This is a genomic window from Mycobacterium sp. NGS58, from assembly GCF_059812385.1.
Genome location: NZ_JCALCO010000024.1, coordinates 23,228 through 35,475 on the forward strand (window position 1 = coordinate 23,228; position 12,248 = coordinate 35,475).

Below are 12,248 nucleotides of genomic sequence, written 5' to 3' on the forward strand. Positions count from 1 at the left end.
CGGTAGCAGCGTCCTACCCGATGCGCGGCGTTACGACCCTGGCTATTGCTCGGCGACGACCTCGCGCAGCTGGCGAATGTGCAGCCATTCCACCGCCGGCATGGCCGCGGTGATGACGCCGGCCAACCCATACCCGACCCACGACGCGCCATCGTGACCGACCGCCATCAGGTAGGTCGCCGCCGCGACCGCGATCAGCGCCGCGCCCATGGTGCCGGTCAGTATGACGGTGCCGCGCAACCAGATTCGGTCCACCGCCTCGCCCGACCACTCGGCCGCCGAAGCCGGTGCCGCCGATTGCACGGTGGCGGTTCCAGTGCGCGGGGCGCCGGTCCCCGGCCGCATCGAAGTCCTCGCCGGTCCGCGCGCCGGCGCGGTCATCGCCTGAGCGGCCGGCTCGGACTGCGACATCCGGCGGGCGCGCAGCAGGATGGGGATTGCGGCCGCGATGATCAGCGCCGAAACGACGATGACGGCGTACAGCACCCAGGTGGTGTGCGGGCTGCTCGCCGCCTTGTGAAAGCCCCTGCCCAAATCCGCCAGCGCGACGGCCGCCGCCACGCTGACGCCCAGCAGCACCAGATAAATGGCGGCGCACGCGCCCATCAGAATGCGGTCGACGACCTCGGGCGCGACGGTGTCATCGCCCACGCCGCGCCCGTAAGACGCGTATTTGCTGACCATCAGCAGCTCGTCTGCGGCGCGTCGTTGCTGTTCGACGAGAGCACCGCTCCATCGCTGGTCGTGATCGAGCAGTTGAGCCTGCTGAGCCGGAACAGGCTGGAGGCCTCCACCGAGCCCACGTCGGATTGCGCGATCGGGGTGACGGTCATCGACCACGGGATGTACACGTTGTGCTGCGTGCGCCGCCGGCCGGATGCGTCGACGTAGGTCACCGAAATAATGTCTCCCGGGGCTTTGGTGCCGGTCACCGAGTAGGTGACCTGACGTGGGCCCGCCGGCGTGGTGGGCGGCGGTGGCGCGGCCGCGGTGGACGTCGCCGGCGGTGGCGCCGGAGCGGGGGCGGCCGCGGGCGGGGGCGGCGGTGCCGGAGAAGGCGTCACCGTCACAGTCTGGGTCTCCGTTGGTGGCGGGGGCGGCGGTTCGGTCGTGGTTGGCGGCGGTGGCGGTGGCGGGGGTGGCGGTTTGGTGGTCGTGATTTCGTCCTGCAGCGGCGGCGTGGACGGGGCGGTGGTGGTTCCGGGGTTGGCGAGCTTAGTGGTGTCGGTGCGCGCAAACAGCAGCGACACCGACACGACAAGCGCGATCGCGGCCACGATGGCGGCGATCCCCACCACCCATGGCCAGCGCGCGGTACTGCGCTCGTCGTCGGTATCCGAGGACTCGTCGAAGTCGTCGTAGTCGTAGAGCCGCAGATCGGCCGGCACGTAGGGGCCGGTGGTGAAATGCTCGGACTCGGGAGCCGAGTAGGCCCGTGAGTACACGTCGGTCTCGTCGGTCTGATTCGCGGCTTCGTGTTCGGCGCCGTCCGCAAAGGGTTCCGGCTCGCCCTCGACGTCGCGGCCGGCACCGTGTTGCAGATCATCACCCGGCGCGCCGCCGGAATCCGGTTCGTGGCTGATCGGGTCGACAGGGTCGGGTGCGTCAGGATCCCATCCCGGGGGTCTCGACCCGCTCATCTCTGCCTTTGCCTACCCTGTTCGACTGCCTCACCTGCGCGCAAGACTCCGCGATCATCTCGTTGCGGGCGCGCTGGGACGCTCCTCATTTGCCTGGGCAAAACACTACCGAACCCCGCAGGGGCAAGGCCGTCGTGGCGAAGGGCCCACCAATCACGTGATCTGATTGTGACCTTTATGCCGCGATTCAGTGCTTCTCGGGACCGAGGTAGTACTCGAAGACCAACCCGGCGACCGACGTGAGGACGAACATAATTCCGGCGACGATCAGCCACGGCAACCACAGCGCGATGCCCACCGCGACCACCGAGCCCGACAGGGCTACCAGAATCGGCCACCAGCTGTGCGGGCTGAAGAAGCCCAATTCGCCTGCTCCATCGCTGATCTCAGCGCCCTCGTAGTCCTCGGGCCGGGTATCCAGCCGGCGCGCCACAAAGCGGAAAAAGGTCGCCGTGATCAACGCCAGGCCACCGGTCAGCACCAGCGCGGTGGTGCCCGCCCACTCCACACCTCCGGTGGCGAAGACCGCGGTCAGCGCCCCGTAGAGCACCGCAACCACGATAAAGAACCCGGCAATGAATTCGAATAGCCTGGCTTCGATATGCATTTGGTGTCCTAACCTACTGGCTTCCGGCCAATTGACCGCGCTTGGTGTCGAACGGGTGGGTGGTCACCGCGAGCGGGGGCTGCCCGATCGCCTGCAATGCCTCGGCGTTGCTCTTGCCGCCCATCCGCTGCTGCAAGTAGGCCTTGAAGTCGTTGGGCGTCACCACCCGAACCTCGAAGTTCATCATCGAGTGATAGGTGCCACAGAACTCGGCGCAGTGGCCCACGAACGCACCCGGAGTCTGGATCTCCTCGGTCTGGAAGACGTGCACCGAGTTGTTCGCGTCGGCGTTCGGGATGACGTCCCGCTTGAACAGGAACTCGGGCACCCAGAACGTGTGCACCACGTCCGCGGACGCCAGATCGAATTCGATGCGCTTGCCGGTGGGCAGCACCAGCACCGGGATCTCGTTGCTGGATCCCAGCGTCTCGACCTTGTCGAAGTTCAGGTACTGGCGGTCCGAGGTGTTGAACCCGCGGACGGCACCGACGCGCTCTTCACCGTGCGCATCCTTGCCCTCCGGCTTGGACACCATGGCCTTCTTGCGCTCGGGGTCCGTGCCGTCGTAGGTCAGCGTGCCGTCTTTGAAGGCGACACGCTGATAGCCGAACTTCCAGTTCCACTGGAAGGCCGTGACATCGACCACTACCTCGGGGTCCTTGGCCAGGTGCAGCATCTTCTCCTGCACGACCACGGTGAAGTAGAACAGCACCGAGATGATGAGGAACGGCGTCACGGTGAGGGCCAGCTCCAGCGGCATGTTGTAGCCGAACTGGCGGGGCAGCTCGGTGTCGGTCACCTTCTTGCGGTGGAACGCGGACGCCCAGAAGATCAGCCCGAACACGATGCCGCCGACGACGAGTGAGGCGATCACCGCGCCGATCCACAGTTCGCGGTTGAGGTGCGCCTCCGGGGTGATGCCCCGCGGCCAGCCCAGGGCCAGCGCGTCCGCCCAGCTGCTGCATCCGCTCAGGAACAACGCCAGCACGCCTAACGTCAGGGCCAGCGCGACGGGCCGAAGACGACGGGTAAGGCCCTTGGACGCGCCCCCGGAATGGCGCCGAAAGCCGCCCTGCGACAAACGGTGCGAACGGTCCTGCTCGCGAGGGGTCACGTCAGCGCCTCCTGCTCGGATATCGAATACTACGCAGCGTAGACCACGCGCCTGAGCCCGGCGACGAAACCCCGGCCCGCCAGTCTGCCCGGCCATTGGAGGACGTGCCGGATCCGACGTCCACACACGCCCCTCGAGTGGGGCATACTGGGGCGCCGTGTGTGGTCTGCTCGCGTTCGTCGCCGCCCCTGCGGGCTCGGATGACGAAGCGGCCGCCGCCCGAGCCGACGATGCCGTCGCGCGGGCATCGCATTCGATGCGCCACCGCGGCCCCGATGAGCCCGGCACCTGGGTTGATCCGGACACCGACGGTTCCGCCGTTTTCGGTTTCAATCGGCTGTCCATCATCGACATCGCGCATTCGCATCAGCCGCTGCGCTGGGGGCCGCCCGAAACACCCGACCGCTACGTGCTGGTGTTCAACGGCGAGATCTACAACTACCTCGAGCTGCGCGACGAGCTGGCCACCCGGCACGGCGCCGCCTTCGCCACCGACGGCGACGGCGAGGCCATCGTCGCCGGCTTCCACTACTGGGGCACCGACGTCCTGACGCGGCTGCGCGGCATGTTCGCGTTCGCGCTGTGGGACACCGAGACGCGTGAATTGTTCTGCGCCCGAGACCCTTTCGGCATCAAGCCGCTCTTCATGGCGACCGGCCCCGGCGGTACCGCGGTGGCCAGCGAGAAGAAATGCCTGCTGGACCTGGCCGAGCTGATCGGATTCGACACCGGGATCGACAAGCGGGCGGTGCAGCACTACACGGTCCTGCAGTACGTGCCCGAGCCCGAGACGCTGCACGCAGGCGTGCGCCGGCTGGAATCGGGCTGCTACGCGCGCATCCGCCCCGACCGGCTGCATCCGGAGGTCACCCGGTATTTCGCGCCGCGCTTCGCCGCGGTGCCGCTGACCCGCGACACCGAACAAGCCCGCTACGACGAGATCACCGCCGTGCTCGAGGACTCGGTGGCCAAGCACATGCGCGCCGACGTCACCGTCGGCGCGTTTCTGTCCGGAGGCATCGACTCCACCGCCATCGCGGCGCTGGCCATCCGGCACAACCCACGGCTGATCACGTTCACCACCGGTTTCGAGCGCGAGGGCTTCTCCGAGATCGACGTCGCCGTGGCCTCGGCGGAGGCGATCGGCGCCCGCCACATCGCCAAGGTGGTCAAGCCCGACGAGTTCGTCGCCGCCCTACCCGAGATCGTCTGGTACCTCGACGAGCCGGTGGCTGACCCCGCGCTGGTGCCGCTGTTCTTCGTCGCCCGGGAGGCCCGCAAGCACGTCAAGGTGGTGCTGTCCGGCGAAGGCGCCGACGAGCTGTTCGGCGGCTACACGATTTACCGGGAGCCGCTGTCGCTGAAGCCCTTCAACTATCTGCCGCGGCCGTTGCGGCGGTCGATGGGCAAGGTTTCCAAGCCCCTGCCGGAGGGGATGCGGGGCAAGAGCCTGCTGCACCGCGGTTCCCTGACGCTCGAGGAGCGCTACTACGGCAATGCCCGCAGCTTCTCCGACGCGCAGCTGCGCGCCGTGCTGCCCAACTTCCGCGAGGAATGGACCCACACCGACGTCACCGCGCCGGTGTATGCCGAATCGGCGGGCTGGGATCCGGTCGCCCGCATGCAGCACATCGACCTGTTCACCTGGCTGCGCGGCGACATCCTGGTCAAGGCCGACAAGATGACCATGGCGAACTCGCTGGAGCTTCGGGTGCCGTTCCTGGATCCCGAGGTGTTCGCCGTCGCCTCCCGGTTGCCGGTAGAGGCCAAGATCACCCGCGCGACGACGAAGTACGCGCTGCGGCGCGCGCTGGAGCCGATCGTTCCGGCGCACGTGCTGCACCGGCCCAAGCTCGGGTTCCCGGTGCCGATCCGGCACTGGCTGCGGGCGGGCGAGCTGTTGGAGTGGGCCTACGCGATGGTGGACTCGTCGCAGGCCGATCGCCTGGTCGACCTGACCGCCGTGCGCCGAATGCTCGACGAACACCGAAGCGGCACAAGCGATCACAGCCGCCGGCTGTGGACCCTGCTGATCTTTATGCTGTGGCACGCGATCTTCGTCGAGCACAGCGTGGTGCCGCAGATCAGCGAGCCGCACTACCCCGTGCAGCTCTAGGAATCTCGCCGTACGGCCGCCGCGTCGCGCTACGCGAGGACCGCGGCGATCTCGGCGGCCGCCTCGTCGCCGTAGGCGTCGGTCAGCCGGGCCTTGGCGACGGCGGGGTCCCACGTCCACTCCTGGGTTCCGGTGGACTCCAGCACCAAAACGGCGACCAGCGAGCCCAGCTGAGCCGATCGTTCGAGGCTGAGCCCGGCGGTCCGGCCGGTGAGGAAACCGGCCCGGAACGCGTCGCCGACGCCCGTGGGGTCGGTCTGGCTGGTCTCGGGCACCACGCCCACATGGGTGGTGGTTCCGTCGCGCTCGACGATGTCGACGCCCTTGGCACCCAGCGTGGTCACCCGCAGGCCGACCTTCTTCTGCACGTCGGCCTCGGACCAGCCGGTCTTGGAGAGCAGCAGCTCCCACTCGTAGTCGTTGGTGAACAGGTAGGCCGCCCCGTCGACGAGCTTGTCGATCTCCTCGCCGGACAGGCGGGGCAGCTGCTGGGACGGGTCGGCGGCGAACGGCAGGCCGAGCTTGCGGCACTCCTCGGTGTGCACCACCATCGCGTCCGGGTCGTTGGCCCCCACGATCACCAGGTCGGGCTTGTCCGCCGCCGCGACGTCGGCGAGCTTGATGTTCCGGGCCTCGGACATGGCACCGGGATAAAAGGATGCGATCTGTGCCATGTCCAGGTCGGTGGTGCAGACGAAGCGCGCGGTTTTCGCGGTCTGCGAGATCAGCACGTGGTCGCAGTTGACGCCGTGGGACTGCAGCCATTCGCGGTACTCGCCGAAGTCATCGCCGGCCGCACCCACCAGCGCCACGTCGCCGCCCAGCACGCCGATGGCGAAGGCAATGTTGCCCGCCACGCCGCCGCGGTGGATCACCAGATCGTCAACCAGAAAACTCAGGGATACCTTCTGCAGGTGCTCGGCCAGCAGGTGCTCGGAAAACCGGCCGGGGAACCGCATCAGGTTGTCGGTTGCAATCGAACCTGTCACCGCGATCGTCACGAAAACTCCATCCTTCGTTAGCAAGGTTATCTACTTTACTCACGCGCCTCGATCGTCGCTGTGTGCGCGGTCGGCCCGGGGCCTGCGCTAGCCTCCCTAGGGAACTCACTCAAGTCGCCGGGATCACATTGCTCGGGCCGCAACCCGCTTGCAGTCCCGTCTACCACCGTAGGAGAACCACGATGGCAGGTCCGCACTCGCCGAACCACACCGTCGGCGGCGGCAATGGCGGACCGAGCGGACATGAGCCCCCCAGCCAGTCCCAGCCGCTCGAGTTTCCCGATGACCCCAACACCGGAGGCTTCGCCCCGGCTGCGCAGGCAGGACCTGCGTCCGCCAATTATGCCGGGCAGCCTCCCGCGCCGGTCCCGTACCCGCGATCGAAGCGGCGGCTGATCGTCGGCATCGCGCTGGCCATCGCACTCGTCGCGGTGCTGACGGTGGCCATCGTGTACGGGGTCCGCACCAACGGCGCCAATACCGGCGCCACGTTCTCCGAGGGCGCGGCCAAGACGGCCATCCAGGGCTATCTGGACGCGCTCGAGCACCGCGACATCGACGAGATCGCCCGCAACGCACTGTGCGGCCTGTACGACGGCGTCCAGGACAAACGATCCGACCAGGCCCTGGCCAAACTCAGCAGCGACGCATTCCGCAAGCAGTTCTCCGAGGTCGAGCTCACCTCGATCGACAAGATCGTTTACCTGTCGCAGTACCAGGCCCAGGCTTTGTTCACCATGCGGGTGTCACCGGTGAGCGGCGGCCCCGCGCACGGGCAGGTGCAGGGCATCGCGCAGCTGCTGTTTCAGCGCGGCCAGATCATGGTGTGCTCGTACGTGCTGCGCACCGGCGGCTCGTACTAGAGACACACTCATCAGCCGGAGCGCAGGGCCCGGCTGATGAGTGTGCGGGATCAACCGATCAGTTGAACGAGTCGCCGCAGGCGCACGACCCCGTGGCGTTGGGGTTGTCGATGGTGAAACCCTGCTTCTCGATGGTGTCCACGAAATCGATGGACGCGCCTTCGACATAAGGCGCGCTCATCCGGTCCACCGTCAGCTTCACGCCACCGAACTCCACGGTCAGGTCGCCGTCCAGCGCACGGTCGTCGAAGAAGAGGTTGTAGCGCAGGCCTGCGCAACCACCCGGCTGTACCGCGATGCGCAGCGCGAGGTCGTCGCGGCCCTCCTGGTCCAGCAGGGACTTTGCCTTGGTGGCGGCGGCCTCGGTCAGGATCACGCCGTGGGTCGCCGTGGCGTTCGACTCGTTTTGCACCGTCATTGCTTCTCCTACATGCCTCATCGTTGGGTGGGGTCGATCAAGCCCGAAATCGCCGGCTTACGCCCGGCGATCCGGACCGCCCAAAAGTCCACTCCATCAACGGTACCTTGCAGGACCGGTATTCCCGAGCCGCGCCGCAACTACGGACGCAAGCCCCATCAGCTGGTTGGCCGCGTCGGCCTGCGCCAGGCGCACCGATCCGGCGTGCTCGGCGATGGATAACGCCGCCATGATGCCCGCAGAGCGCACGGTCGCGTTGTCCAGGTCGACCTGGCCGGCCAGCACGACCACCGGGATCCCCCGCGGCCGGGCCGCGTCGGCGAGAAACCCGACCACCTTCCCGTGCAGGGACTGCTCGTCGAACCGGCCCTCACCGGTGACGATCATCTCAGCGGTGTCGAGGTCGTCGGACAACCGGGTGTGTTCGGCGATGATGGCCGCCCCGGATTCACAGCGTCCGCCGAGCGCCAGCAGCCCGGCGCCGATGCCGCCGGCGGCCGCGGCGCCCGGCTCGGCGCTCACGTCCCGTCCGGCCACGGCCTCCAGGATCAGCGCCCACGCCTGCAGGCGAACTTCCAGTGCGGCGACGGTGGCCGTGTCGGCGCCCTTCTGCGGCCCGAACACCCGGGCCGCCCCCCACGGTCCCAGCAGCGGGTATTCGGTGTCGGAGGCGGCGATCAGCTCCACATCGGCCAGTTTTCGCCGGGCGGTGTTCAGCCCGCCGAGTTCGGAGATCATGCCCTGCCCGCCGTCGGTGCAGGCGCTGCCGCCCAACCCGACCACGATGCGCCTCGCCCCGACCCGCAACGCCTCGGCGATCAGCTGGCCCACGCCTTTGCTGTGCGCCGCCATCGCCGTCTCCGGGGTGGGTGCTCGGCCGAGCAGCGCCAAACCGCACGCTTGCGCGCACTCCAGGTAGGCGGTGGCCGAACCGCGATCGAACACCCAGCCGGCTTCGACCGTGGCTTTCAGCGGTCCGGACACCTGCAGCCGCCGCGTCTCCCCCAGCCGGCTGGCCAGCACCTCGACGAAGCCGGGGCCGCCGTCGGATTGCGGGGCGACGATGAACCGGTCGCCGGGCCGCGACCGCGTCCAGCCCGTCGCGATGGCGGCGGAGGCCTCGAGGGCCGACATGCTGTCGCCGTAACAGTCCGGGGCCACCAGAACCTGCATGGCGGGCAACTGAAGACGGCCGGGGGCCAAGCCGGGACCCTCGTCGGAGTCCATCGACCCGTTGTCCATCAAAGGCAGCCGTTCATCTCGTGTAAGAGTAGGGCCAAGTGAGGAACCAAGCAGGTCTAATAGAGAGTCATTCCAGGCGAATTCCGGCGCGAACCCTCCGCGAAGTAACCTGGCCATTGTGAAGCTGTTGGGCCGCAAGAAGGGCCAGGACACCGACCTCGACGAGAGCGCCGCCGACCTCGACGAGAGCGCCGCCGCGCCCGCCGCGTCCGGCCTTGCCGGCGCCTCGGGCGCCGCGGCCCGGGATGCGCAGCGGACGGGCCCCAAGGGACGTCCCACACCCAAGCGCAACGAGGCCCGCCGCAACGCGAGGAAGGGACCGATCGCGCCCGCGCCGATGACGGCCTCCGAGGCGCGGGCCCGGCGCAAATCGCTGGCCGGACCCAAGCTCAGCCGCGAGGAGCGCCGGGCGGACAAGGCCGCCGGGCGGGCCCGCATGTCGGAGCGCCGGGAGCGGATGATGGCCGGCGAAGAGGGTTACCTGTTGCCCCGCGACCAGGGACCCATCCGCCGCTACGTTCGCGACGTGGTGGACTCCCGGCGCAATCTGCTGGGCTTGTTCATGCCGTCGACCCTGTTCTTGATGTTCGTCATGTTCGGCGTCCCGCAGCTGCAGCTGTGGATCTCGCCGGCCATGCTGGCGCTCATGGCCGTGATGAGCGTCGACGGCCTGATCCTGGGCCGCAAGGTCAGCAGGCTGGTCGACGCGAAATTCCCGAGCAATACCGAAAGCCGTTGGAAGCTCGGCCTTTACGCCGCAGGCCGGGCATCTCAGATGCGCCGCATGAGGACGCCGCGGCCCCAGGTCAAGCACGGTAGCAGTGTCGATTAGAGCTCGCCGGAACGCGGGCTGACACCGGTGCGCACCCTGGTGCTCGGCGGGATCAGGTCAGGCAAATCGCAGTGGGCGGAGGAAGCCATCGCCGACGGGTTGCCACCCGGGCGGGCGGTTCATTACCTGGCGCCGGGGCCGGCGGGCCACGACGATCCGGCCTGGGCGCACCGGATCGCCCAGCATCGCAGCCGTCGGCCCGCGCACTGGTCGACGATCGAAACCGACGACATCGCAACGCAATTGCGTGAGTCACCGGACACCGCGACGCTGGTCGACGATCTGGGCACCTGGCTGACCGGCGTGCTGGACCGCACCAACGCCTGGGATGGCGGCTCAGTGGCCGCCCCCGTCGATGACGTGCTGGCCGCGGTCGGCGCCTTCGCTTCCCCACTGGTGCTGGTCAGCCCCGAGGTCGGATTGACGATCGTGCCCGCCACCCCCTCCGGACGCCGATTCGCCGACGAATTGGGCAGCCTCAACCAGCGCCTCGCACGGTTGTGCGACCGGGTGGTGCTGGTGGTGGCCGGCCAGCCGGTACCGATCAAACCGTCGGGGGCCTGATGCAATTCGCCGCCGTCTCGCCGCCCGATGCGGGGGCCGCCGCCGCCGCCCGTGCCCGCCAGGACACCCTGACCAAGCCCAAGGGCGCGCTGGGGCGCCTCGAGGATTTGTCCGTGTGGGTCGCGTCGTGCCAAGGACAGTGCCCGCCACAACAATTCGAGCGCGCCCGGGTGGTGGTGTTCGCCGGGGACCACGGCGTGGCCCGCTCAGGGGTGTCGGCCTACCCGCCGGCGGTGACCGCGCAGATGGTCGCCAACTTCGATGCGGGCGGGGCCGCGATCAACGCCCTGGCCGACATCGCCGGGGCGACGGTGCGGGTCGCGGACCTGGCGGTCGACGCGGACCCGCTGACCGAACGGATCGGCGCCCACAAGGTGCGGCGCGCCAGCGGCGACATCCGGGTTGAGGACGCGTTGAGCGATGACGAGACCACTCGGGCGCTCGAGGCCGGCGCCGCCATCGCTGACGAGGAGGTCGATGCCGGCGCCGACCTGCTGATCGCCGGCGACATGGGGATCGGAAACACCACGGCCGCAGCGGTATTGGTGGCGGCGTTGACCAGTGCCGAGCCGGTCGTGGTGGTGGGATTCGGCACCGGGATCGACGACGCGGGCTGGTCCCGCAAGACGGCCGCGGTGCGCGATGCCCTGTTTCGCGCACGACAGGTGTTGCCGGATCCGGTCGCGTTGCTGCGCCGCGCCGGCGGCGCCGACCTGGCCGCGATGGCCGGCTTCTGCGCGCAGGCCGCGGTCCGGCGCACGCCGTTGCTGCTCGACGGCATGGCGGTGACCGCGGCCGCGCTGGTCGCCGAGCACCTGGCGCCCGGCTCGCGGCTGTGGTGGCAGGCCGGTCACCGGTCCACCGAGCCCGCTCACGCGCTGGCGCTGACGGCGCTGGATCTCGAGCCGATTCTCGACCTGCGCATGCGGCTGGGCGAGGGCACCGGCGCTGCGCTCGCGCTGCCGGTGCTACGCGCCGCGGTGGCCGCCCTGTCGTCGATGGCGACCTTCGCCCAAGCCGGTGTGTCCAACCGTACCGACCGTCCCGATCAGGCCGCTCCCCCGCCGTGATCCGTTCTCTGGCAACGGCTTTCGCGTTCGGTACGGTGCTGCCCGTTCCGGGCGGCGGTGACGAGCCGATGGGCCGCGGCGCCATGACCGCGCTGCCGGCGGTGGGCGCCGCCCTCGGGGCGTTGGCCGGGGCCGTGACCTGGGGCGGGGCATCGACGTTCGGCCGGTCCAGCCCACTGCCGGGTCTGCTCGCGGTCGCCGTGCTGCTGCTGGTGACCCGGGGCCTGCATCTCGACGGCGTCGCCGATACCGCCGACGGCCTCGGCTGTTACGGGCCGCCGCAGCGCGCGCTGGCGGTGATGCGCGAAGGGTCGACCGGGCCTTTCGGCGTCGCCGCCGTGGTCATGGTGATCATGCTGCAGGCGCTGGCGTTTTCGGCGCTGGGCGCCACCGGGCGGATCGTCCCCGGGCTGGCCGCGGTGGCCGTGGCGGTTTTCGCGGGCCGGGTTACCGCGGTGCTGGCCAGCCACCGGTCGGTTCCGGCGGCCGACGGCAGCACCCTGGGCGCCCGGGTCGCCGGAAGCCAGCCGACCATGGTGGTAACGGCCTGGGTCGTGGTGCTGCTGGCCGTTTCGCTGCTGGCCGGGACGCGGCCATGGCAGGGACCGGTGGCGGTGCTGGTGAGCCTGGGCTGCGGCGTGCTGCTGGTGCGGCACTGCGTTCGCCGGTTCGGCGGCATCACCGGTGACGTGCTGGGGGCCGCGATCGAACTTTCCGCGACCGTGGCCGCCGTGCTGCTCGCGGGTCTGGTGCGGCTCTAGCTCCGTTCTCGCTGGGCGCA

13 protein-coding genes are annotated in these 12,248 nt (G+C 69.2%); 6 read left to right on the forward strand and 7 right to left on the reverse strand.

What is annotated here, in order from left to right; translation table 11 throughout:
- Positions 1 to 42: 42 nt before the first annotated feature.
- The 4 genes from AC5Y4H_RS20580 to ctaC form a co-directional block, all read right to left on the reverse strand.
- Positions 43 to 684 (reverse strand): DUF2561 family protein, encoded by a 642-nt coding sequence (locus AC5Y4H_RS20580; RefSeq protein ID WP_499984487.1) that lies wholly within the window; start codon positions 682 to 684, stop codon positions 43 to 45.
- Positions 684 to 1,640, reverse strand: coding sequence for an MmpS family transport accessory protein (locus AC5Y4H_RS20585; RefSeq protein ID WP_499984489.1), 957 nt, complete (start codon positions 1,638 to 1,640; stop codon positions 684 to 686). The genes AC5Y4H_RS20580 and AC5Y4H_RS20585 overlap by 1 nt, the downstream gene beginning before the upstream one ends.
- 187 nt (positions 1,641 to 1,827) lie before the next feature.
- Positions 1,828 to 2,247, reverse strand: a complete 420-nt coding sequence (locus tag AC5Y4H_RS20590) for a cytochrome c oxidase subunit 4 (protein WP_499984491.1) — start codon at positions 2,245 to 2,247, stop codon at positions 1,828 to 1,830.
- Positions 2,248 to 2,260: 13 nt separating this feature from the next.
- Entirely contained in the window at positions 2,261 to 3,328 is a 1,068-nt protein-coding gene (gene ctaC, locus AC5Y4H_RS20595; protein ID WP_499984606.1) for an aa3-type cytochrome oxidase subunit II, read from the reverse strand.
- A 190-nt stretch (positions 3,329 to 3,518) separates the two neighbouring features.
- On the opposite strand from ctaC, the gene asnB reads away from it, so the two are divergent.
- Positions 3,519 to 5,477, forward strand: coding sequence for an asparagine synthase (glutamine-hydrolyzing) (gene asnB, locus AC5Y4H_RS20600; RefSeq protein WP_499984494.1), 1,959 nt, complete (start codon positions 3,519 to 3,521; stop codon positions 5,475 to 5,477).
- A 29-nt stretch (positions 5,478 to 5,506) separates the two neighbouring features.
- On the opposite strand, the gene AC5Y4H_RS20605 is transcribed toward asnB, so the two are convergent.
- A complete protein-coding gene (locus tag AC5Y4H_RS20605) occupies positions 5,507 to 6,478 on the reverse strand; it encodes a carbohydrate kinase family protein (RefSeq protein WP_499984497.1) in 972 nt (323 codons plus the stop codon).
- 182 nt (positions 6,479 to 6,660) lie between these two features.
- Between AC5Y4H_RS20605 and AC5Y4H_RS20610 the strand changes: the two genes are divergently transcribed.
- On the forward strand, positions 6,661 to 7,341 hold the full coding sequence (locus AC5Y4H_RS20610) for an Rv0361 family membrane protein (protein WP_499984501.1): 681 nt from the start codon (positions 6,661 to 6,663) through the stop codon (positions 7,339 to 7,341).
- 58 nt (positions 7,342 to 7,399) lie between these two features.
- On the opposite strand, the gene AC5Y4H_RS20615 is transcribed toward AC5Y4H_RS20610, so the two are convergent.
- On the reverse strand, positions 7,400 to 7,759 hold the full coding sequence (locus tag AC5Y4H_RS20615; protein WP_499984505.1) for a HesB/IscA family protein: 360 nt from the start codon (positions 7,757 to 7,759) through the stop codon (positions 7,400 to 7,402).
- 96 nt (positions 7,760 to 7,855) lie between these two features.
- Positions 7,856 to 8,932, reverse strand: a complete 1,077-nt coding sequence (locus AC5Y4H_RS20620; protein ID WP_499984609.1) for a glycerate kinase family protein — start codon at positions 8,930 to 8,932, stop codon at positions 7,856 to 7,858.
- A 187-nt stretch (positions 8,933 to 9,119) separates the two neighbouring features.
- On the opposite strand from AC5Y4H_RS20620, the gene AC5Y4H_RS20625 reads away from it, so the two are divergent.
- From AC5Y4H_RS20625 to AC5Y4H_RS20640, 4 genes are read left to right on the forward strand one after another with little or no spacing between them, the layout of a single operon-like run.
- The gene (locus AC5Y4H_RS20625; protein WP_499984507.1) at positions 9,120 to 9,833 is read left to right on the forward strand and encodes a DUF3043 domain-containing protein; all 714 of its coding nucleotides are present in this window, start codon (positions 9,120 to 9,122) and stop codon (positions 9,831 to 9,833) included.
- Positions 9,834 to 9,860: 27 nt separating this feature from the next.
- Positions 9,861 to 10,397: a bifunctional adenosylcobinamide kinase/adenosylcobinamide-phosphate guanylyltransferase gene (locus tag AC5Y4H_RS20630; RefSeq protein ID WP_499984510.1), complete on the forward strand. Its 537-nt coding sequence runs from the start codon at positions 9,861 to 9,863 to the stop codon at positions 10,395 to 10,397.
- Complete coding sequence (gene cobT, locus AC5Y4H_RS20635) at positions 10,394 to 11,467, forward strand: nicotinate-nucleotide--dimethylbenzimidazole phosphoribosyltransferase (protein ID WP_499984610.1); 1,074 nt, start codon at positions 10,394 to 10,396, stop codon at positions 11,465 to 11,467. The genes AC5Y4H_RS20630 and cobT overlap by 4 nt, the downstream gene beginning before the upstream one ends.
- A complete protein-coding gene (locus AC5Y4H_RS20640) occupies positions 11,464 to 12,228 on the forward strand; it encodes an adenosylcobinamide-GDP ribazoletransferase (RefSeq protein WP_499984513.1) in 765 nt (254 codons plus the stop codon). Before cobT ends, AC5Y4H_RS20640 begins: the two co-directional genes overlap by 4 nt.
- The last annotated feature ends 20 nt before the right edge of the window (positions 12,229 to 12,248 follow it).